Origin of the sequence: Mycobacterium sp. 94-17, assembly GCF_035617725.1 — a bacterium.
Classification (GTDB): domain Bacteria; phylum Actinomycetota; class Actinomycetes; order Mycobacteriales; family Mycobacteriaceae; genus Mycobacterium.
In genome coordinates this window covers 33,004-54,260 of record NZ_JAPIYN010000020.1, presented here as the reverse complement: position 1 = coordinate 54,260, position 21,257 = coordinate 33,004, and the positions used below count along the sequence as shown (strand labels likewise).

Annotated in this window: 19 protein-coding genes and 3 pseudogenes; 10 read left to right on the top strand and 12 right to left on the bottom strand. The window is 66.3% G+C overall.

The window, feature by feature from the left end; translation table 11 throughout:
- Window positions 1-5: 5 nt before the first annotated feature.
- Together OQ789_RS20465 and dmpG are read left to right on the top strand one after the other, a co-directional pair.
- Window positions 6-650, top strand: a pseudogene (locus OQ789_RS20465) (acetaldehyde dehydrogenase (acetylating)); the annotation flags it as partial.
- The gene (gene dmpG, locus OQ789_RS20460) at window positions 647-1,663 is read left to right on the top strand and encodes a 4-hydroxy-2-oxovalerate aldolase (RefSeq protein WP_324687961.1); all 1,017 of its coding nucleotides are present in this window, start codon (window positions 647-649) and stop codon (window positions 1,661-1,663) included. The pseudogene OQ789_RS20465 and the gene dmpG, both read left to right, overlap by 4 nt.
- Here the strand turns inward: dmpG and OQ789_RS20455 are convergent.
- Window positions 1,653-2,381, bottom strand: a complete 729-nt coding sequence (locus OQ789_RS20455) for a 3'(2'),5'-bisphosphate nucleotidase CysQ (RefSeq protein WP_324687960.1) — start codon at window positions 2,379-2,381, stop codon at window positions 1,653-1,655. The genes dmpG and OQ789_RS20455 overlap by 11 nt on opposite strands.
- A 199-nt stretch (window positions 2,382-2,580) precedes the next feature.
- Here OQ789_RS20455 and OQ789_RS20450 point away from each other — a divergent pair, with 199 nt between their 5' ends.
- The gene (locus OQ789_RS20450; RefSeq protein ID WP_420716163.1) at window positions 2,581-3,111 is read left to right on the top strand and encodes a hypothetical protein; all 531 of its coding nucleotides are present in this window, start codon (window positions 2,581-2,583) and stop codon (window positions 3,109-3,111) included.
- 81 nt (window positions 3,112-3,192) lie between these two features.
- Here OQ789_RS20450 and OQ789_RS20445 read toward each other — a convergent pair whose 3' ends face one another.
- Window positions 3,193-4,368, bottom strand: coding sequence for a thiolase family protein (locus OQ789_RS20445; protein ID WP_324687959.1), 1,176 nt, complete (start codon window positions 4,366-4,368; stop codon window positions 3,193-3,195).
- Between the two features lie 195 nt (window positions 4,369-4,563).
- Between OQ789_RS20445 and OQ789_RS20440 the strand changes: the two are divergent.
- The 3 genes and pseudogenes from OQ789_RS20440 to OQ789_RS20430 all read left to right on the top strand — a co-directional run.
- Window positions 4,564-5,254: pseudogene (locus tag OQ789_RS20440) on the top strand (zinc-binding dehydrogenase); the annotation flags it as partial.
- A gap of 54 nt (window positions 5,255-5,308) precedes the next feature.
- Window positions 5,309-5,701, top strand: coding sequence for a hypothetical protein (locus OQ789_RS20435; RefSeq protein ID WP_324688030.1), 393 nt, complete (start codon window positions 5,309-5,311; stop codon window positions 5,699-5,701).
- 21 nt (window positions 5,702-5,722) lie between these two features.
- Window positions 5,723-6,619 carry a DMT family transporter gene (locus tag OQ789_RS20430; protein ID WP_324687958.1) on the top strand — a complete coding sequence of 299 codons (897 nt, stop codon included), beginning with the start codon at window positions 5,723-5,725 and terminating at the stop codon, window positions 6,617-6,619.
- Between the two features lie 2 nt (window positions 6,620-6,621).
- Here OQ789_RS20430 and OQ789_RS20425 read toward each other — a convergent pair whose 3' ends face one another.
- The 4 genes from OQ789_RS20425 to htpG form a co-directional block, all read right to left on the bottom strand.
- Window positions 6,622-6,990 (bottom strand): VOC family protein, encoded by a 369-nt coding sequence (locus OQ789_RS20425; RefSeq protein ID WP_324687956.1) that lies wholly within the window; start codon window positions 6,988-6,990, stop codon window positions 6,622-6,624.
- Between the two features lie 74 nt (window positions 6,991-7,064).
- Complete coding sequence (locus OQ789_RS20420) at window positions 7,065-8,090, bottom strand: TIGR03617 family F420-dependent LLM class oxidoreductase (RefSeq protein WP_324687955.1); 1,026 nt, start codon at window positions 8,088-8,090, stop codon at window positions 7,065-7,067.
- A gap of 37 nt (window positions 8,091-8,127) precedes the next feature.
- Window positions 8,128-8,343, bottom strand: a complete 216-nt coding sequence (locus OQ789_RS20415) for a hypothetical protein (RefSeq protein WP_324687954.1) — start codon at window positions 8,341-8,343, stop codon at window positions 8,128-8,130.
- 67 nt (window positions 8,344-8,410) lie between these two features.
- Complete coding sequence (gene htpG / locus OQ789_RS20410; protein ID WP_324687953.1) at window positions 8,411-10,354, bottom strand: molecular chaperone HtpG; 1,944 nt, start codon at window positions 10,352-10,354, stop codon at window positions 8,411-8,413.
- Window positions 10,355-10,458: 104 nt separating this feature from the next.
- Between htpG and OQ789_RS20405 the strand changes: the two genes are divergently transcribed.
- A complete protein-coding gene (locus OQ789_RS20405; protein ID WP_324687952.1) occupies window positions 10,459-11,079 on the top strand; it encodes a TIGR03085 family metal-binding protein in 621 nt (206 codons plus the stop codon).
- Window positions 11,080-11,275: 196 nt separating this feature from the next.
- Here the strand turns inward: OQ789_RS20405 and OQ789_RS20400 are convergent, their stop codons facing one another.
- From OQ789_RS20400 to OQ789_RS20390, 3 genes are all read right to left on the bottom strand, one after another.
- Window positions 11,276-12,832, bottom strand: a complete 1,557-nt coding sequence (locus tag OQ789_RS20400) for a class I adenylate-forming enzyme family protein (RefSeq protein WP_324687950.1) — start codon at window positions 12,830-12,832, stop codon at window positions 11,276-11,278.
- Window positions 12,829-13,671: an acyl-CoA thioesterase domain-containing protein gene (locus tag OQ789_RS20395; RefSeq protein ID WP_324687948.1), complete on the bottom strand. Its 843-nt coding sequence runs from the start codon at window positions 13,669-13,671 to the stop codon at window positions 12,829-12,831. Before OQ789_RS20395 ends, OQ789_RS20400 begins: the two co-directional genes overlap by 4 nt.
- Before the next feature lie 75 nt (window positions 13,672-13,746).
- A complete protein-coding gene (locus OQ789_RS20390; RefSeq protein ID WP_324687947.1) occupies window positions 13,747-14,472 on the bottom strand; it encodes a VIT family protein in 726 nt (241 codons plus the stop codon).
- A gap of 220 nt (window positions 14,473-14,692) precedes the next feature.
- On the opposite strand from OQ789_RS20390, the gene OQ789_RS20385 reads away from it, so the two are divergent.
- Window positions 14,693-15,349, top strand: coding sequence for a chitin-binding protein (locus OQ789_RS20385; RefSeq protein WP_324687946.1), 657 nt, complete (start codon window positions 14,693-14,695; stop codon window positions 15,347-15,349).
- A gap of 97 nt (window positions 15,350-15,446) precedes the next feature.
- Here the strand turns inward: OQ789_RS20385 and OQ789_RS20380 are convergent, their stop codons facing one another.
- From OQ789_RS20380 to OQ789_RS20370, 3 genes are all read right to left on the bottom strand, one after another.
- Window positions 15,447-16,082, bottom strand: coding sequence for a class I SAM-dependent methyltransferase (locus tag OQ789_RS20380; protein ID WP_324687945.1), 636 nt, complete (start codon window positions 16,080-16,082; stop codon window positions 15,447-15,449).
- Window positions 16,079-17,011 carry a class I SAM-dependent methyltransferase gene (locus tag OQ789_RS20375; protein ID WP_324687944.1) on the bottom strand — a complete coding sequence of 311 codons (933 nt, stop codon included), beginning with the start codon at window positions 17,009-17,011 and terminating at the stop codon, window positions 16,079-16,081. The genes OQ789_RS20380 and OQ789_RS20375 overlap by 4 nt, the downstream gene beginning before the upstream one ends.
- A 150-nt stretch (window positions 17,012-17,161) precedes the next feature.
- Window positions 17,162-17,593 (bottom strand): nitroreductase family deazaflavin-dependent oxidoreductase, encoded by a 432-nt coding sequence (locus tag OQ789_RS20370; RefSeq protein WP_324687943.1) that lies wholly within the window; start codon window positions 17,591-17,593, stop codon window positions 17,162-17,164.
- A gap of 179 nt (window positions 17,594-17,772) precedes the next feature.
- Here OQ789_RS20370 and OQ789_RS20365 point away from each other — a divergent pair.
- Both OQ789_RS20365 and OQ789_RS20360 read left to right on the top strand, forming a co-directional pair.
- Window positions 17,773-19,692: pseudogene (locus OQ789_RS20365) on the top strand (APC family permease); the annotation flags it as partial.
- Between the two features lie 186 nt (window positions 19,693-19,878).
- On the top strand, window positions 19,879-21,249 hold the full coding sequence (locus tag OQ789_RS20360) for a DUF2254 domain-containing protein (RefSeq protein WP_324687942.1): 1,371 nt from the start codon (window positions 19,879-19,881) through the stop codon (window positions 21,247-21,249).
- The last annotated feature ends 8 nt before the right edge of the window (window positions 21,250-21,257 follow it).

Here is a 21,257-nt window from a genome sequence, read left to right as displayed (position 1 = left end):
GCGCCAACTGGGTAACGCTGCGCGACAATGGGATACGCGCGGTCGACTTGACTCCCACCGCTACCGGGCCACTCTGCGTGCCGGCGGTCAATCTTGACGACAATCTGGACGCGCCACACCTCAGCATGGGCAGCGCCGCCATTCAGGCGACGGTCCCCATCGTCGCGGCGGTGAGCTCAGCCGGGATCTTGCCCTACGCCGAGGTCGTCTCGTCGATCTCTGCGAAATCCGCGGGACCCGAAATGCGCGCCAACATCGACGACTTCCTCGAAACCACCGAAGCCGCACTGCAAGTCGTCGGCGGCGCACAACGCGGTAAGGCCGTGATGATCCTCAGCCCCGCCGATCCCCCTGCGCCCATGCGCCACACGGTGTACTGCCTCGTCGACGGCGACGCTGACCACCGATCGATCGAGCAGGCCATTTTCGAGATGGTCGACCGGGTGGCAACCTACGCGCCGGGCTACCGCCTCAGGCAGGACGTGCAGTTTGAGGTCTTCGGCCCCGACCACCCGCTCTACATCCCCGAAACCGGCAAGTTCATCGGCACCCGCGTCACCGCGCTGCTGGAAGCCGACACCGACATCGTGATCTCTGCCGCCAAAGCCACCGCCGACCGTTTAGCCGAAACTGCCCAAGCTCCAACATGATCCAGCATCTCTACGTCAGCGACGTCACCTTGCGCGACGGCATGCATGCGGTCCGCCACCAGTACACCATCGAGCAAGCCACCGCGATCGCGGCTGCCCTCGACGCGGCCGGCGTCGATTCGATCGAGGTCGCGCATGGGGACGGGCTGTCCGGTTCGAGCTGCGTGTACGGATTCGGGGCACACACCGATGTGGAATGGATCGAAGCCGTGGCCGCGGTGATCGGTACCGCAAAGATCGCGACGCTCCTGTTGCCCGGCGTCGGTCGCCTCCGCGATCTCGAAGACGCGCATCGTGCGGGCGCGAGCGTCGTGCGCATCGGCACGCATTGCACCGAAGCCGACATCTCCGCCCGCTACCTCGCGACCGCCCGCGACCTGGGCATGGACGCGGTCGGCTTCCTCATGATGAGCCACATGGCGGAACCATCACGGCTGGCTAGCCAAGGCAAGCTCATGGAGGGTTATGGGGCGACATGTGTGTACGTCGTCGACTCGGGCGGGGCCATGACGATGCACGACGTCGCCACCCGGGTCGACGCTCTGCGCCAAAGCTTGCTTCCATCAACGGAAATCGGGATTCACGCCCATCACAACCTGGCACTCGGAGTGGCCAACTCGATCACCGCAGTCGAACATGGCGCATCCCGGGTCGACGCCTCGTTGGCGGGCATGGGCGCCGGTGCCGGCAACGCGCCGCTGGAGGCGTTCATCGCGGCGGCAACCAAGCTCGGCTGGCAGCACGACTGCGACCTCCATCGACTGCAAGACGCCGCCGACGACCTGGTCCGGCCGCTGCAAGACCGTCCCGTCCGCGTCGACCGGGAAACCCTGACCCTCGGCTACGCCGGCGTCTACTCCAGTTTTCTGCGCCACGCGGAAGCGGTGGCCGCCAGATTCAACGTCGACGCCCGAATTCTGCTCGAAGAGGCGGGTCGGCGCGGCATGGTCGGCGGTCAGGAGGACATGCTGATCGACGTCGCACTCGACCTCACCGGTGACGTCAGCGCGTAACCGCGAGTACGGCTTCCGCGAGTTCGGGCCGGCATACAACGAGATCCGGCAACTTCGGGTCGGGCTGGTTGTACACCAGCGGGGACCCGTCAATGCGGGAGGTGTGCAACCCGGAGGCCCGTGCCACCGCCACGGGTGCGGCGGAGTCCCATTCGAACTGGCCGCCGGCATGCACGTACACATCGGACAGCCCTTGGACGATCGAGGCGACTTTGGCTCCGGCGGAGCCCATTTCCACCAGCACTCCGTCCAGCGCATCCCGCACGTTCAAGGCGACGGCGGGCGGTCGGGTGCGCGACACCACGATGCGCGGCTTGCCCGGCGCGGCGGGAGGCGAATCCACAGCGGGAGTCGCCAGCGTGATGCCCTGGGCCGGTAGCGCCACGGCACCCGCGATCAGCTCACCGGACTGCCAGAGTGCGACATGCACCGCCCAGTCGTCGCGCCCAAGCTCGGAGAATTCCCGCGTGCCGTCCAGCGGATCGACGATCCAGACCCGGTCCGAGCGCAGTCGCACCGGGTCGTCGGCGCCCTCCTCGGACAGCACCGCATCGCCCGGCCGCTCGGCGGCAAGCGCCTCCAGCAGAAACTCGTGGGATCGCTTGTCCCCCGCGGCTTTCCGGTCACCCGCTGCCGCATCGGAGAACTCCTCCCGAACCCTTAGCAGAAGTCGGCCGGCCTCGGTGGCCAACCGCGCGGCCAGGTCATGATCATTCATCGGCAATTCCAGCAATCCTCAATAATGTTGGCAGCGATGACCAACTTTACCCTGTCAGACCTTTTGCGGCTAACCCCCACAGCGGAATGATCTCACCCGTAATCTGGTGACCGTGAGCGGCAACGCCAACGTTTCTTTAGTGAGGCGGTTGCGGCACACCTCGCGGGGGCGTTTGATCGGGGCCGGCATCGTGACGGCCATGGTGCTGGTAGGGGTCCTCATCGTGGTGGGCGTGCAGCTGATCCGCGGCCATCAGAGCCCGGCACCCAGCAGTGCGCCGTCAGCGCCGGAGAGCTTCGCCATCCCGGGCTGCTACAACCCGTCGGTTCCGCCGGTCGCCCGCCCGAGGAAGCTCAACGTGCTGGGTTGCGCGAGTGTCGCCGTGGCGCTGCAGGACATGTCGTGGAGCTCCTGGGGACCGCAAGGTGCCGACGGGACCGGCACAGCGTTGTTCAAGCTCTGTGATCCGAATTGTGCTGCGGGATCTCAGCTGACCGAACCGGTGGTGGTGCACGCGTGGAATCCGCAGCAGCCGCGGCGCGAGGCGATCTGCCAGACCGGCCTGGAGATTTACGCCGACATGATCCTGGCCTTCCCCAAAGGCGTTCCGCCGCCGACGGTGCAGAAAATGAACGGCCAGTACAACGGAGCGCCGGCCGTGCACTTCGCCAACTACTCGAGCGGCGACACGCGCGGCACCCAATTCCTCGGCTACACGTTCTGCAATTAGCCGGCGCGAATTGTCTTGCGAGGGGCCACACTTGATGGCGGCGACCCGCGTCGCCCGGCTTCGCCGCCCTCGCGATCGCCGCTAGACCTCGATGACGACAGCGCCACCCTGGCCGCCGCCGGCACACATGGCCGCGACGCCGATGCCGCCGCCGCGACGGGCGAGCTCGTAGGCCAACGTCGTCACCATGCGGGCACCGGAAGCCGCGATCGGGTGGCCGAGGCTGCAGCCGCTCCCGGAGAAGTTCACCTTCTCCTCGTCGATCCTGTATTCGCGGCACGCCGCGATCGGCACGGAGGCGAACGCCTCATTGATCTCCCACAGCGCAACGTCGCCCGGTGACAGCCCGGCGCGGTCCAGCACCTTGCCGATGACCTTGACCGCACCGAGACCGCAGTCCCGCGCCGGCACGCCCGCGGCGGCCCAGGCCTTGACGGTGCCCATCACGCTGAGCTTGTTGGCCGCGGCGTAGTCGCTGTCGACGAGCCCGACCGCGGCCGCGGCGTCGTTGGTGCCACTGCTGTTGCCCGCGGTGATCGAGAAGCCCTCGATCTCAGGGTGCAAGACCTTGAGTCCGGCCAGCTTCTCGACGGTGGTGTCGCGGCGCGGATGCTCATCGACGGAGAAGTCGGTGATCGAGCCGTCGAACTGGGTGATCTTCAACGGCAGGATCTCGTCGGCGAACTTGCCGGCATCCTGCGCCGCGATGGCGCGCTGGTGCGAACGGGCCGCCCAGGCGTCCATCTCCTCGCGAGTGATGCCGACGGACTGCGCGGTGTTCCAGCCCACGGTGATGGACATATCCTTGGCGGGCGCATCGGGCGTCTCCACGTGCGTCGGCGGTATCCAGCGTTCTTCGAACTGCAGCTCGGGGCCCGGAATCCGCCAGTTGGTCAGCGGCGTCATCGACAGCGACTGCACGCCGCCCGCGATGAGAACGCGCTCCATGCCGGAGCCGATCTGGGCGGCGGCGTTGCCGATGGCCGTGAGGCTGCCCGCGCAGTGCCGGTTAACCGACTGACCTGGAACGTGCTCAAGGCCCGTCGCGGTCGCCGCATAGCGCGCCAAATCACCACCGCCATAATGAGATTCGGCGAAGATAATGTCATCGATGTCTGCGGGGTCGACTCCCGACCGGCGGACCACCTCGGGCAGCACGGCGGTGATCAGGGTCTCGGGCGGCGTGTTGACCAGCGTCCCCTTGAACGAACGGCCGATCGCAGTCCGGACGGCTCCGACAATGACGGGTGTTCCCATGTTCTCAACCTCGTTGTTGTGGGCGGTCAGACGCCGCGAATCGTATCAAATACTGTATAGACAATAGTAATGGTCTAAGTACAGGTAGTCGGGCTCCTGTGATGGCGCTAACAATTAAGCGGTTCGTGTAATTACGGAGGCCAACCCCGTGAAGACCAAAGGTGCGCTGCTCTGGGGGCTCAACGAGCCATGGTCGCCGGCATCATCACCGAGGTCGGAGCGGGCGTCGCGAACCTGGCCGTCGGCGATCACGTCGTCCTGTCCTTCATCCCGTCCTGCGGGAAATGCACGCCGTGCCAGACGGGACTGCGCAACCTCTGCGACCTCGGCATGGGTCGCGGTCATCGGCACCGGCGGCGTCGGCGTCGGCGCGTTACAGGGCGCCTGCATCGCCGGCGCCCGACGCATCTTCGCCGTCGATCCCTACGAGTGGAAGCAGGAGCAGGCGCTCAAGTTCGGCGCCACGGCGGCTTTCGCGGACGTGGACAGCGCCGCTGCCGATATCGCGCAGGCGACGCGAGGATTCATGTGCCACAAGGTGATCGTCACCGTGGGCCACGTGGAGGGTAAGGACGTCGAATCGTGGATGGGGCTGACGGCCAAGGGCGGGGTGTGCTGCCTCACCGGCATGGCCGGCGTGTTGGCCAACGACGTCACCCTCAATTTGGCGGGGTTATCGCTGTTGCAGAAACGCTTGCAGGGCAGCATCTTTGGGGCGGCAACCCGCAACGCGACATCCCCGCGATCCTCGAGCTCTAGACGGGGGTCAGCTCAACCTCGACGACATGGTGACCCGCGAGTACTCGCGCAGATCAACGACGGCTATCGCGACATGCTCGAGGGCCGCAACATCCGCGGTGTCATCCGCTATACCGACGCCGACCGCGCACACCGGTGCGCGGCTAGCCGCACACCCGCGCGCAATGGGCACAATGGGCTGATGACAACCAGACCGCTCGCCGTCCGTGACGCCACCCCGCAACTCGCCTACCGTGTCGCGGCGATGCTGCTCGGCATCGGCACGCTGCACTTTGTTGCGCCCAAACCGTTCGACTCCATCATTCCGGTCGAGCTGCCGGGCAGCCCGCGGCTCTACACCTACGGGTCGGGCGTCGCCGAGCTGGCGATTGGGGCCCTCCTGGTGCCGCGGCGCACCCGGCGAGCCGCCGCGCTGGCCGCCGCCGTCCTCTTCGTCGGGGTCTTCCCGGGCAACGTCAACATGTGCCGGTTGTGGTGGGACAGACCGTGGCCGATGCGGATCCTCGCCCTGGCCCGGCTGCCGCTGCAGATTCCCATGGTCACCACCGCGCTCAAGATCCGGCGCAACAGCTGACGTGCCGGAGCGACGTTCGCCGTGAGCACGGCAGCCATCGCCACGGCGCTCGCGCTGGCGGCCGCCTTGATGGTGGGCGCCGGCGACGTCGTCCAGCAGCAGTCCGCCCAACAGGTCACCGATAAGCCGGTCGGCACCGTCGCCCTGTTCCGGCGGCTGCTGCGCGACCGGCGATGGTGGGCGGGCAGCCTGGTGGCCGGCGCCGGGTTCGGGTTCCAGGCCGCGGCCCTGGGCCTAGGTTCGGTGGTGCTGGTGCAGGCGCTGCTGGTGACGTCGCTGCTGTTCGCATTGCTCATCAGCGCGCGGGTGAGCCGCCGCAGAATCACGCGTCCGCAAGGGATTTGGGCGATCTTGCTCGCCGTCGCGGTGGCGGTCGTGGTGACGGTCGGCGACCCGCAGCAGGGCACCCCGCGGGGGTCGCCGCAGACCTGGACCATCGTGGCGCTGGTCATGGGTCCCGCGCTGGTCCTGTGCGTGATCGGCGCGCGGATGTTCCCGGGTTCGGTGGGCGCCGTGTTGCTGGGGCTGATGTCCGGCTCGCTGTGGGGGCTGTTCGCGGTGTTGACCAAAGGCGTCGTCGACCAACTCGGCCGCGGCGTCCCCGCGTTGCTGCGCACACCCGAGCTGTACGTGTGGGTGGTGCTCGCCATCGCGGCCACGGCCTGGGAGCAATCGGCGTTTCGGGCCGGCCCGCTCACCGCGTCGCTCCCGGCGGTCACCGTCGCCGAGCCAATCATCGGATCGGTGCTCGGTATCACCGTGCTGGGTGAGACGCTGCACACCGACGACGCGGGCTGGGTGGCCTTGGGTCTCTCTGTGGGCCTGATGGCGGCGGCGACGGTGGCGTTGGCTCACAGTCAAGCCGGTTATGCCCCGTCATCCGACGAAAAGCCTTCTCCGGCAAGGGAGAGCGCCTGACCTCAGCCCGGGCGTGAGCCTACCCGGTGCGCGGTACCGTCGGGGTCGAGGTAGGCGAATTCCCGCAAGCCGTACGGTGTGTCCCGCGGAGCGATCAGGCGGCCCCCGAGGTTTTCCAGCGCCGCCCACTCCACATAGAGTTGATCGGCATCACTGACGTAGAAGTACACACTGGCAGCGGTGCGCAACGGGTCGTGTTCGGCCCATTCGGTGAGGTGGATCGACACAGACCCGCGATCGGCGAATCCGTACCGTTCGGGGCCCTCGTATCCGCGGACGTCGAAGCCGAGCCGGCGGTAACGGCCGAGCGCGACATCTAAGTCTCGAACGGGGACGATCGGCGATACCGAGGTGAAGTCGACTGCGGACATACGGTGAAGATAACCGCTAAGCCCTCGCGGGGTGCTTGCTGCCGCCGTGTAACGACTGAGAAGTGTTGGGCCGCTCAGCTACTGGCAGCGTGCTGCACCCGGCGAGCCACCTCGCCGTACCGTTCGAAGCGCTCCTGATCTGCGACCGAGTTGTACAGCACCAACCGCGTCGCCGCTCCGGCATATTTCTCGATCAACGCGTCGGCCAGCTCATCCCAAGTCGCCTCAGTCGCGAAGACCGCGATGTGATCGTCGCTGACCTGGGCCGCCATCGCGGCGAAGTCGCCGGCCTTCTGCTTCTCCCGGATCCGGGCAGTCGTGCCCTCGAAACCCGCCTCGTCCCAGATGAACGCGTAGTTGGGCGTGCTGCCGTAGAAGGCCATGCTGGCGCGCACGACTTCGCGTTGCCTGGCGCGCTCTTCGTCGGTGTCGCCGACGATCGTCATGACGGGCACGATGACCGCGATGTCCGACAGTGAACGGCCCGCCTTCGCCGCCCCTTCACCGACCGTCGGAAGGACGTGACGGGCCAGGTAGCCCGGTTCGCCGAGCGGGTGGACGTGAACTCCGTCGGCCACTTCGCCCGCCATCCGCAGCATCCAGGGATTGACCGCGGCGATATCGACTTTCGGGTCGGGAGCGTCGATGGGCCCCGGGCTCCACTGCGGGGTGATGAAGTCGAGATCGTAGAAGTCGCCGTGGTGGTCAAGGGTCCCGGAGCGAAACGCCGCGAAGCAGGCCTTGACGGCGAGCAAGTAGTCGCGCAGTCGGGGCCCGGGCCGCTCGAAGGCCGTGCCGTAGCGCCGCACCACGTGTGTGCGCACCTGGGTACCGAGGCCCAGTCGGAACTTGCCCGCGGTGGCTTCCTGCAGTTCCCACGCCGCGGCGGCGGTGACGAAAGGACTGCGCGGGAAGGCCACCGCGACGCCCGTCGACAATTCGAGATCGGGCGCGGCCTGCGACGCTACGGCGGCATTCAGGTATGCGGTGCGGCCGGTCTCGGTGAACAACAAGCCGGAGAAGCCGACGGATTGCGTCCGACGGGCGAGCTCACCGATGTGGCCGAGCGGCTGGGGAATCGTCATCGCGTCGACATGCATGGTGGGAGCGTACGTCGGGCGAGGCTGGGCGCTGCAGTCAGCGTTTCGTCGGCCGCCGGCTCATCGGCGCGGTGAAACCCTCGGTGTCATCGAAGAACGCCCATCGCCCGTCGTCGTTGACCTCCATGCGCCAGCCCAGCTCGGTGCTGTCGCCGACCGAGTCGACGAACCAGGCGTGCGCGGCCTCCGCGTTGGCGAAGTTCTTCGTCGCGACGACCCGGCCACGTGGGTCGATAGCGCGGAACTCAGGCATGGGTCTGATTATCCCCGCCCGCGGGCTTTCAATCGCGGGAATGGCCCATTTGCCGGTAAACCCCTGGTTACACGGTGCGGGCCAGCCGGCCCGCGAGTATCTCGGCAAACCGCGCCGGATCGTCGAGCGCGCCGCCCTCGGCGAGAAGTGCTGTGCCGTAGAGCAATTCCGCGGTTTCGGCGACCTCAGCGAGCGCAGCGTCGTCGGCCGCGTTCTTTTGCGCCTGGCGCAGGCCGGTGACGAGCGGGTGGTTGGGGTTGAGCTCGAGGATCCGCTTGCCCACCGGGATGTTTTGCCCGGACGCGCGGTACATGCGCGCGAGGGCCGGTGTGATGCCGAAGGCGTCGGTGATCAGGCAGGCGGGCGAGTCCGTCAGGCGATTGGACAGCCGAACCTCCTTGACGTGGTCGCTGAGGGTCTCCTTCAGCCAGGTGAGCAGGTCGGCGAACTCCTTCTGCTGCTCCTCGCGCTCGGCTTCGCTCTCTTCGCCGTCGGCGCTGAGGTCCACCTCGCCCTTGGCGATGGACTGCAGTGGCTTGCCGTCGAACTCGGTCACGGTGCCCACCCAGACCTCGTCGACCGGGTCGGTGAGCAGCAGCACCTCGTAGCCCTTGGCTTGGAACGCCTCGAGGTGCGGCGACTTCAGGATCTGCTGGCGCGACTCCCCCGTCGCGTAAAAGATCTGCGTCTGGCCCTCCTTCATGCGCTCCACGTACTCGGCGAGCGTGGTGGCCTCCTCCTCGCTGTGGGTGGAGGCGAACGAGGAGACCTGCAGCAGCGTCTCCTGGTTGTCGAAGTCGTTGAGCAGGCCCTCCTTGACCACCCGGCCGAATTGGGTCCAGAAGGTGCGATAGTCCTCGGCGCGCTCGGACTGCAGATCTTTGATCGTGGAGAGGACCTTCTTGGTCAGCCGGCGCCGGATGGCCTTGATCTGCCGGTCCTGTTGCAGGATCTCGCGCGAGACGTTGAGCGACATGTCCTGCGCGTCAACGACTCCCTTGACGAAGCGCAGGTACTCGGGCATGAGCTCGTCGCAGTCGCCCATGATGAACACGCGCTTGACGTAGAGCTGGATGCCGGTGTGGGCGTCCCGGTTGAACAGGTCGAACGGGGCGTGCGACGGGATGAACAGCAAGGCCTGGTATTCGAACGTGCCCTCGGCGCGCATCGAGATGATCTCGAGCGGGTCGTCCCACGCGTGCGCGATGTGCTTGTAGAACTCGTTGTACTCCTCCTCGGAGACCTCTTCTTTGGGCCTCGCCCACAGGGCTTTCATCGAGTTGAGGGTCTCGGTCTCGATGGTGACGGTCTCTTCGCCGCCCTCTTCCGTGGCGGGAGTGGTCCGCACGACCTCCATCCGGATGGGCCAGGCGATGAAGTCGGAGTACTTCTTGACCAGGCTGCGGATCTTGAAATCGGCGGTGTAGTCGTGCAGCTCGTCCTCGGCGTCCTCGGGCTTGAGGTGCAGGATGACCGACGTCCCCTGCGGGGCGTCGTCGACCGATTCGATGGTGTAGGTGCCCTCGCCGGTCGATTCCCACTTGGTGGCGTCGCTCTCGCCGGCCTTGCGGGTGAGCAGTTCTACCTTGTCGGCCACCATGAAGCTCGAATAAAAACCGATGCCGAATTGACCGATGAGTTCCTCGGAGGCGGCCTCGTTCTTGGCGTTCTTGGCCTCGCGCAGCTGCTTGCGCAGCTCGGCGGTGCCGGACTTGGCCAGGGTGCCGATCAGGTCAACCACTTCGGCGCGGGTCATTCCGATGCCGTTGTCGCGGACGGTCAGAGTGCGCGCGTCCTTGTCGACGTCGATCTCGATGTGCAGGTCGGACGTGTCGACCTCGAGGTCCTTGTTCCGGAACGCTTCGAGGCGGAGCTTGTCCAAGGCGTCCGACGCGTTGGAAATCAATTCCCGCAGGAACGAGTCCTTGTTCGAGTAGACGGAGTGGACCATCAGATCCAACAGTTGCCGAGCCTCTGCCTGAAACTCCAACTGCTCAACGTGCGTGCTCATGACATTCCCTTCGAAAAAATGACGTTTCAAATTTACCGAGCCGCCGGCGAGTGGTGAGCGGTGGGCCTGTGCTCTTTCGGGGTTTCCGGCTCTAGGCTGACTAGATGTCTGTTGCTCGACGCGAACGTGCCGCCCTGGTGGAGACCATGCGTGACGTAGGGCCCGATGCGCCCACCCTGTGCGAGGGCTGGACGGTGCGGGACCTGGCCGCCCACCTGGTGATCCGTGAGTACCGGCCCGACGCGACGCCCGGCATCCTGATTCCCTTCTTCGCCTCCCACACCGAAAAGGTGCAGGAAAAGGTGGCCGCGGAGACCGGGTGGGACGAGTTGATCGGCAAGGTTGCCGCCGGCCCGCCGGTCTACTCGCCGTTCAAACTGCTCGACCCGGTGGCCAACGTGGCCGAGATGTTCATCCACCACGAGGATGTGCGCCGCGCGCAGCCGGGCTGGCAGCCGCGCTCTCTGGAGCCCGCGCTGGCCAAGATGCTGCGGCGCACCCTGCCGTTGATGGCCCGGCTCACGCTCGCCAAGACGCCCGGCCGGGTGGCGTTGCGTACGGCGGAAGGCAAGACGGTGCTCACCGCCGGTCACGGGCCGGCGGTGACGGTGACCGGGGCGCCCGAGGAGCTACTGCTGTTCGCCGTGGGGCGCCAGGCGAAGGTGGATTTCGAGGGCGAGGCCGCAGCGGTGCAGGCCGTCCTTGATGCGCCCAAAGGGTTGTAGGGGCTGCGGCGCCGGCGTTGTTGGCGTCCGGGCGCCGGGCTTCGGGCGCCGGGCTTTCGGGCTCCGGGCTCCGGCTCCGGGCTCCGGGCTCCGGGCTCCGGGCTCCGGGCTCCGGCAGGGATATGCGCAATCTCAAACGTGATAGCGCATGCGCTATCACGTTTGAGGGGATCGTGGTGACCCCGAGGCCCAGCGGTCACCCGAATGCCGCGCGCAGGTCCTTCTTGATCACCTTGCCGAACTGATTGCGCGGCAGCGTCTCGACGACCTCTAGGCGCTCGGGGTGTTTGAATCTGCTCAGGCCTCGTGATTGGCAATGCCGCACAAGGGATTCCAGCGTTACGACACCGGCGGCCGTGGGGACGACGACGGCGCAGACGCGTTCGCCGGTGCGCGGGTCCGGAACGCCGATGACTGCGACATCGGCGACGTCGGGATGGGTGGCCAGCGCGTTCTCGATTTCCAGGGCCGAGATGTTCTCCGCGTTGCGGATGATCGCGTCCTTGGTGCGGCCAGTGACGCGGACGTTGCCGCCGGCGTCGACCAGGCCGAGATCTCCTGTGCGCAACCAGCCGTCGCAGTCAAACGCATCGGCGTCAAGCGCCGGGTCGGTGTAGCCGAGGAAGCACTGGGGCCCCTTGAGCTGCAGCTCCCCTTCCCTCCCGGCGCCCAGTTCGGCACCGTGACCGTCGACCACGCGGACCTCGACGCCGAGCACCGGCGGCCCGACCGTGTGGTCGAGGACCTCGGGCGCCGCCGTCAGCGGGGGCGAGGTTGCGCAGGGAAACTCGGTCATCCCCCAGGCGTTCGCGATGCCGGCCAGCCCGAAGGTTTCGCGCACCTGACGCCCCAGTTCGGCGGTGACGGGCGCGCCTCCCGCCAAGCAGCCCCGGACCGAGGGAAACAGCGGCCGAACACCTTGCGCCCGTTGGGCTTCCAGGAAGGCGACGAAGAACGGGGTCGCGGTGCCCAGGAACGTCGGATTGTGCGCGGCGATGGCCCACGGCGTGGTGGCCGGATCGAACGTCTCGAACAGGACCAACCGCATGCCGGTCTGTAGGGCGGTGGCCAGCGTCGCGGCGCCACCGATATGCGCGATCGGGAAGGCGATCGGGTCCACGTCGTTGCTGGTGGCACCCACCATGCCTACCACTCCCGCCGAGCCGGCGATGACCGACGCATCGGTGTGACGAATCCCCTTGGGGTCGGCGGTGGTTCCCGAGGAGTAGTAGATCCAACGAGCGTCGTCGGCGCGGCGCGGCGGCGCCGGGAGGGCCGTGGCGTCGGCACCGGGTAGCCGCAGCTCGCCGGCGGCCGGCGGCGTGGCCAGGTCGAGGGTGATGACCTCGAAGCCCGCTTCCCCCGACAATCCCCTGGCCAGCCCGCCGTGGTCGAATCCTCGCCAAAACTCCGGTGTCACAAAGAATTCGGTGTCCAGCTGGGCGGTGATGAAGCCGACTTCACGTTCCCGCAGAATCGGGATGATCGGATTCTGCACCGCCCCGAGGCGGCCGAGTGCGGCCATCACCACCATGGTTTCCAGCGTGGTGGGCAGCTGCCAGGACACGACGGTTCCCGCCCGGATCCCCCGGTCCGAGAGGGCGGCTGCGGTCACGCAGGCGGCGTCGTGCAGTTCGCGGGCGGTCAGGCTGCGTCCGTATTCGTCGGCGAGCAGCGGGCGGCTCGATCCACGCCGTGCCGCGTCGGCGATCAACGCCCAAAACGTCACCACGCCTGCCCCTTTCGGGCTCATCCGGCCGACGGATCGGTGGAGGGCGGATGAAAACCCGGCTGCGCGATCGCGACGGACACGCCGGTGCCGATCGGCCCCTTTGCGTCCACCAGGACCGCCGAGCCGCTGGCCACCCCGTCGTCGCTGTGATGCGTCAGCGAGGCGAGGCCGATATGGTCGCCCACCGGCAGTCGGCTGAGCGTGAGCGTGTAGTCGACATTGATGAACTGCAGGGAGTTGGTGCCCCAGTTGGCAATCGAAGCCGTGATGTCGCCGGCCATCGCCACGCGGGTGAAGGCGGTGAGCGGTTCGTCGTCGATCAACGGTCGCGTCTCGTGTATCCACGTGTACTTCGGGCCGTCGGTAAGGGGCCAATCCGGATCGGGGTTCTGCACGTCGGCGCCCCAACCGTAGGTCCGCATGAACAGCGTCGAGTAGACCTCGTCCAGCGGGATCGGGGGCATCTGCACCGGCGGCGACCAGACGCGCCCGTCGGGCTGCGCGCCGCGCCGGAGAAACAGTGCGCTCGCCTGCGCCACCGCGGCGCCGTCCTGGATGATCACGGCGTCGACCAGCCGCAACCGACGCCGGTCCTGCCGCACCTGCGTGTGCACCTCGAGCGGCGCGAGCGCCGTGGGCCGGGGCAGATCGACGGTCAGCCGCGCCGGTTGCAGCTGCGCATCGCCGGCCGCATCCTCGACCGCCCACGCCAGGAGTCCACCGACGACATGGCCACTGAGCGACAGGCCCCAGCCGCCGCGCGCGATTGTGGTTGGCAGGAAGCGATTTTCGTCGCGCACGAAGTACGGCGCCGGTGCTGCCCATAGGGCTGCGTCCGGCACGATATCGGGCTCGGCCACTGCATGCCCCTCCGCGTGATGGGATTGCGGCTCTGCTGAGGACCGCAACTGTGGATCTTACAGTTGCACTTCCAGTCAGCCGATTGACGTGCCCACCAGATGGCCGATGGCATAGGTGACCGCCAATGCCAGGCCGCCGCCGACCGCGTTGCGCAACATCGCGCGGCCCCGCGGCGCCCCGCCCAGGCCGGCCGAGACCGCGCCGGTGACGACCAGCGCGAAAAGGACAGCGGTGACGGTGACAGGGATCCTCCACGTCGGCGACGGGGCCAGGATTGCGATCAACGGCAACAGGGCGCCGAGGGCAAACGAGAGCGCCGACGACGCCGCCGCCTGCCAGGGGTTGGTCAGCGCCTCGGGATTGATGCCCAGCTCGACCTCGGCATGGGCGAGCAGCGGATTGTGGTCGGTCAGTTCCTCGGCCACAGTGCGCGCGGTCGCCGGCGTCAGGCCTTTGGCCTCGTACAGCGCGGCAAGCTCGTCGAGTTCGGCGGCGGGGTCTTCCCGCAATTCGCGACGCTCCTGGCTCAACAGCGCCTTTTCCGCGTCGCGCTGGGTGCTGACGGAAACGTATTCGCCCAACGCCATCGATACGGCTCCCGCGACCAGTCCGGCGCTCCCTGCGGTCAAGATCGGCACCCGTTCGGCGGCGGCCGCGGCGACTCCGACGACGATGCCCGCGGTGGAGACGATCCCGTCATTGGCGCCCAGGACGCCCGCACGCAGCCAATTCAGCTTCGACGACACCGATCCGACGTGGGGTTCGTGCGGGTGCGACGCTCTGGGCACGGCCGCCACCATATAAAGGAAAACCCGGCCGGGCCAGCCAACGTAGCCTGCCCAAACGGGGCCGCCCGCCGGGTGACGGCGGCCCCGATCGCGGCCGGAAGGCGGGGCCACCCAGAAGTTCCGCATGGGCGCTACACAGCCAGTCCATAGGAAAGCTATCTAGCGTCTTGATGGTGACGGGGGTTCATCGGAACTTCGGTGCAAGAAATCTTTAGTGGATAGGTGAAGCATCATGAAGGTGAAGCAACTTGTCGGAGGGGTGACCATCGCCGGAGCGCTCAGCGCTGCGACGCTGGGAATGGGCGCCGGGTTTGCCAACGCCGCTCCAGGCGGGCCACAGCCGGGTAATCACGGCGGACCTGCACCCGTGGGCGTGCACGCCCCCACTGCTCCTGGTGGTCCCGGTGGTCCGGGCGGTCCGGGTGGTCCGGGTGGTCCCGGTGGTCCCGGCGGTCCCCCGCCCGGCGGCCCCGGCGGCCCGGGTGGACCCGGCGGCCACCCCGGCGGACCTGGTGGTCCCGGTGGACCTGGTGGGCCCGGCTGGCCGGGCGATCACCCAGGCGGCCCCGGCGGCCCCGGCGGACCGGGCGGTCACCCCGGTGGGCCCGGCTGGCCGGGCGATCACCCCGGCGGCCCCGGCGGCCCCGGTGGCCCGTGGCATGGGGACGCCCAGCGTGGCTACTTCCGCGGAGCGCCTTGGGGCGATGGGCCTGGCCCGTGGGGTCCCGGCGCGCCGCCGCCGCCGGCCTGGAATCGGCCGCTCCCCCCGCCCGGTGGGCAGTGGGGCTACGGCCCGATCAACTACTGGGGCTACAACGAGACTCCGTACTGGAACCCCGGATTCAACCAATGGGGATTTGACTTCTTCGGAGTGTGGATCCCGCTGTGATCGATAGGTGATAAGACGCCGGCTTCGCCGATTGGCGAAGCCGGCGTCGTCGCTTGTATAGCGTTAGAGCCGAGCGTTTTTCACGCCCGCACCGGATTCAGCTCTTGACGCCGACCGTCAACAGGTCGGGCACCAGCGCCGTCCGCACCGGTCGCGGGATCCGATGCTGATCGGTGACCGCAAACCCGGCGTTTTCGAACAGCGTCCGCATCTCGGGCGGCGACGCGTTGTGTTGCGGCTTCCAGCGAGAGTCCGCGGATGACTGCAGCCGCGGTTGCCGCGTGCTCAGCGCCGAGACGGCCACCAGGCCGCCGGGCGCCAGTACGCGATGGAACTCCCGCAGCGCGGCCGGCTGGTCGAAGAAGTGGAATGCCGAGGTCGTCACGACGGCATCGAGGGCGCCGTCGTCGAACGGGAGCTGCTCTGCCGGGCCGTGCAACCACTGCACCCGGTTGGACCTGGCGCGAGCCTGGCCGAGCATGCCGTCGGACATGTCGACGCCATAGATCTTGTCGGGCTGCAGTTCACGCTGAATCCGGTCGCTCAAAATCCCCGTGCCACAAGCGATGTCGGCGATCTTGCGGGCGCCGTGGTGACGCAGCTGGGCTATCACCTCGTTGTGTGGAGGGCGATAGACCCACTGCTGCAGGAACGGCAGGTCGTACGCCGGGGCGAGGAAGCTCCACAACCGCGTGACTGCGTCGTTGAGTCCTCGTCGCTGCGGTGCCGTCATTTGCTCAGCACCGAGCTGTGGTAGGTGGTGTCGGCCATTGACACGGAGTCGTTGGCCTGCGGGATCGCATCGAGACCGGCGTCGGCCAACAGCCGGCTCATCCTAATGCTGTCGGACTGCCATCCCCGCTCATCCAGATAGGCGGCGACGTCATTGCGCTCACCCTGATAGCCGAGCTCGCCGAAGTCCAGGTCGAAGCCGTGCTCACGCCACTTCGCGGTGGCTTTGCTCATCGTCTCCTGGGCTTTCTCGGTGTCTACCTCGGACATGTTCGGAATAGCTTCGCACGCGAGCCGGCTGCCGTCAGCGCTGAGTGCGGTGATGTTGTCCAGCAGGCGATCCTGCGCCTCCGGCGGCAGGTAGCCTAACAGCCCCTCTGCGATCCACGCCGTGGGCTGACTTGCGTCAAAACCAGTTTCCGACAGGACTTTTGGCCAGTCGTCGCGCAGATCGACGGCGACAGTGCGCAGCCGCGCCCGTGGGGTGGCGCCCAACTCGGCCAGCGTGGCGGCCTTGAACTCGATGACCCGCGGCTGGTCGATCTCGAACACCGTCGTGCCGGCCGGCCACGCCAACCGGTAGGCACGCGCGTCCAGGCCCGACGCCAGAATCACGGCCTGCCGGATCCCGGCCTGCGTCGCGGTATGAAAGAACGAGTCGAAGAAGCGCGTCCGGACGGCCATCGCCGCGGGCATGTGTTCGAGCTTCCAGTCCGACTCGTGGTCGTCGACTTCTGCGGCCACCAGGTCGCCGGAGACCCAGCGCGTAATGAAGTCCACCCCAACGGCGCGGACCAACGGCTCGGCGAAACGGTCTTCGATCAGCGGGTTGTCAGCGTTGGTCGCGATCGCGCGGGCGGCGGCCACCATGGTCGCGGTGGCGCCCACGCTGGTCGCGAGATCCCAGGTGTCGTTGTCTGTGCGTGGCATGCGGTGTTCTCCCCCTCGGCATCACTGGTTACTTAGCCGGTATAACGACTGGGGGTGCGCGTGGAGTTCCCGCGCACCGCCGCGGCCCCGATGGGAGCCCGTCCTCGTGCCCCGTCGGCGCATTGAGGAGCCGAATTGACGGGCGCGGCTTCAGCCGATGCTCAACTCGAAGACCGGGATGAGCCGATCGGTCTTCTCCTGGTACTCTCCGAATCCAGGAGCGCGCTCGACGACGACGTCATAGACCGAATCCCGCTCCTCGCGCGGCAATTCGCGCGCGGTCGCCGACTGTGGAGCCTCCGAGCCGATCTCCACCGTCACGTGCGGGTTGGCGCGGATGTTGTGCACCCACGCAGGGTCCTTATCCCGGCCCGCCGCGGAGCCGACAATATAGATTTTGCCGTCGACGTCGAAGTAGGCCACCGGGTTGACACGTTGCGCGGCGCTGCGCGCTCCCGTCGACGTCAGTAGCAGCAGCGGGAAACCCTCGAATTGCCCGCCGACTTTGCCGCCATTGCGGCGGAATTCCTCGATATTGCTCTCGTTGAATTCACGCTCAGAACTCATCGCGTCGTCACCCATGACACCATCGTGGCATCCAAGGCGAGCCTCGACCAGGATCAGGGCGAACGGCACCCTCAAGCCCCCGGATCGCTTCAACTCTGCTCTGCCACCAAACAGGGGTTCAGTCTGCCACGCAGACCGTCAAGATTCCGTTAAGGAAGACGACGGCGGGCGTAGCCGTCAACTAGGAAGAGGCGATGGGCGACTCGGCTGATTGCGAGACGATACCGGCTTCGTTGACCGACGTCTGCAAGCGCGTCTTCCTGGGCAAGCCGATGATCACCGAAGATCTTCAGCACCAGAAGCTATCGAATACTGTTGCCCTCGGCGCGCTTTCACCCGATGCTGTCTCATCGGTCGCCTACGGACCCGAGCAAATCATGGTGGAACTACTCCCAGCCGCCGGGATGGCCGCGTTCGTGTTGTTGCTTCCCCTCACCGGCGTCATCTTGGTGATTCTGGCATTGGTGGCCGCGTCGTATCGCCAGGTGGTGATGGCTTACACCCGGGCCGGCGGCTCCTATATCGTCGCACGCGAGAACTTCGGCCCCCGGATCGCCCAAATCGCGGCCGCAGCGCTGCTGATCGACTATGTCGTCACAGTCGCAATCCAATGCGCCGCGGGCACTGTGGCGGTCGCATCGGCGATACCCGCGTTGGGCCCCTACAGCCTGGAAATCACCATCGGGTCGGTGCTCGTCTTTTCCTTCTTGAACCTGCGTGGGTTGCGTGAGGCGGGCCGGACATTTGCTGTGCCCACCTACGCCTTCATATCGATGCTGACGCTCGTGGTAGTGGTCGGCCTTGTTCGGGAAATCTTCGGGAATTTGCCCGTATACGACGTGCAACACCTCGATGGAACGGTGCAGATCCAGCAGGGAAACGGCTTGATCATGGGTGCGACCGTTCTGGTGATACTTCGCGCCTTCGCCAACGGGGGGTCCTCCCTGACCGGGGTCGAGGCAATTTCCAACACCGTCAACCTCTTCCGCGAGCCACAAGGCATCAACGCGCGCCGTGTTCTTACCATCATGGCCTGGGTTCTCGGGATTTTGCTCGCCGGGGTCGCCTGGCTGACTTACGCCACGCACTCCGTTCCCTTTGCGGCAGGGTATCCATCGATGCTCTCCGAGGTCGGCCGCGCGGTCTTCGGCAACGGAACCATTGGAAACTTCCTTTATTTCGCGCTGCAGGCGGCGAGCGCCGCCATCCTGTACAACGGCGCCAACACCAGCTTCAACGGCTTTCCCGCGCTCGCCCACTTCGTTGCCGAGGACCGCTTTCTGCCGCGGCCGCTGATGAAACGCGGCCATCGCCTGGTGTTCTCTAACGCCATCATCGTACTCACCGTGTTGGCGGTGACATTGCTGATCGCAACGGGTGGATCGGTCAACGCGCTGGTGCCACTATTCGCGATGGGGGTATTCAGTGCCTTTGCGATGGCCGGCTTCGGAATGACGAAACATCACCTGAGGCAACGTAATCGCGGTTGGCGCTACAAGCTGGTGGTCAACTTTTCCGCCGGAGTCCTGTCGGCCCTCGTCGTCGGGATTTTCGCGACCGCCAAATTCAACGAGGGAGCCTGGCTGATCGTCGTCGTGTTTCCCGCCCTGGTGTTCGTGCTCATGCGGCTCAACCGAAAATACCGCGCCGAGGCTTCCGTTCTGGAGATGTCGACAGCCGAACAAGCCCAGCTGGACGAGCTTCCGCATCACCGGGTCTTCCTCTTCGTGGATTCAATCGATCTCGCTGAAATCGAAGCATTGCGCTACGCGAAAGGCCTGCGCGCCGATGAGCTGACAGCGGTGCATTTCGTCTTAGATGCGATGCGCGCGAGATCGCTGCGGAAGTTCTGGGATCTTTTCGAGCACGACACGCATCTGCAGATGATCGAGTGCCCACAGCGCCAGCTGCGTTTGGCCGCCTATGGATTGGTCCGTCAGGTACTCAGCGAGCATCCGGACGCCAGGGTGACGGTGCTGTTGCCGCGACGGACATACTCCCCTCTGGTTGGCAGACTCCTTCATGACCGCACGGCGGACAAGATCGCGCGGACCATCAGTCGAATCCCAAATGCCAGTGCACAGATCGTGGTCTTCGACGTTGAGTCCCGGGTAGCGCGCACCGCCCGGGCGGGGCGACTCAAGGCCTCACTCTTGTCCAAGCCAGAGCGGTCCACGGAGAAAATGGGCACTACGTCTTTTGAATCGACAGCGCAGACCTCGACATCGACAACTTCCGGTGTCTGAACACATCCGGCGAATGAACATGTGTTGGCACGCCCAAACCGCTGTGTTGCCTTGATGTTTCGTTACGCGTATTTCGAGGCCGATTGGCGGCGAGAAGCCCTGCGGACGAATCTGTGGGTTGTCCCGGCACTGGAAACAGTTGTTATATTGGTTCTTTTCGTCGTAACTTATGCGACGGATCGCAGTGCTTATGAAGGGCACATCCACTTCCCCGACTGGGTGCTCAGCGGCACCGCCGATACCGCACGTGTCATCCTGACCACGATCGCTGCGGCGATCATTACAGTAATCGGCATCGTCTTCTCGATCACCATCGTGGTCCTGACGCTCGCTTCCACTCAATTTGGGCCGCGGATGCTGCGTAACTGCGTGCGCGACGTCGGCACGCAAGCGGCGCTGGGGGCTTTCGTCGCAACGTTCTGTTACACAATGATCACCCTGGTGTCGGTCGGTGGCGGCGGCGACAAGGGCGATTTTGTTCCACACCTCTCGATCACCGTGGCACTGGTGCTGACGATGGCCAACGTCGGTGTGCTGGTCTATTTTCTCAATCATGTCGCCGTGATGATCCAGTTGCCCGTCGTGATCGCGGCGATCGCGAAAACGCTGAACAACGAGATCGAGGCACAAAATCGGGGCGCCACGCCCGGTGAGCTGATCGAAGGCGGCCCCTCCTGCGAGGATTTGTTGGCGCGCCTGGCGGAGTCCGGCGCCCCGATCCGCACCCCGCGTAGCGGCTACCTGCAGGTAATCCGAATGGACAAACTAACCAAGGTGGCCACGAAAGCCAACGCGGTCATCGAATTACCCTACCGTCCAGGGCATTTCTTGGTCGCGGGTCAGGTGATGGCGCGGGTATGGCCGGCCGGCGCGGCGGGCGCCGTGCAGAAGTATCTCACGTCCGGTCATATCGCCGGCGCGTATCGCACTCTGCCCCAAGATATTTCGTTCGGTGTCGATCAACTGGTCGAGATCGCATTGCGCGCCCTATCGCCCGCGGTCAATGACACCTTCACGGGTATGACGTGTGTCGATTGGATCGCCGACGGATTGTGCCGGATCTCGCGCTCATGGCACCCGCAACGGGTCCGGCTTGACCAGCGGGGCGAGATACGCGTCATCGCCTACCAGCCCAACTTCGACCGGCTGGTGCAGCGGGCTTTCGACACAGTTCGGCAGGCGGCGGCCGGCATGCCCGCGATCCTGATCCGCCAACTCGACGCCCTGGTGAAGATCATCGAGCAGACACCCGACCGGTCCCGGCAAACGGTACTTATGCGCCAAGCCGACGCGATCCAGAAACTGAACCTCGAGACGGTCGCCGATCCGCGAGACCGCGACGATGTCACCCGACGCTATGACGCCGTCATGAGACTCATCCACTCGAACGCTATGTCGACACCGTCCAAAATCTCCGCAGGCTAGCGCTTTTC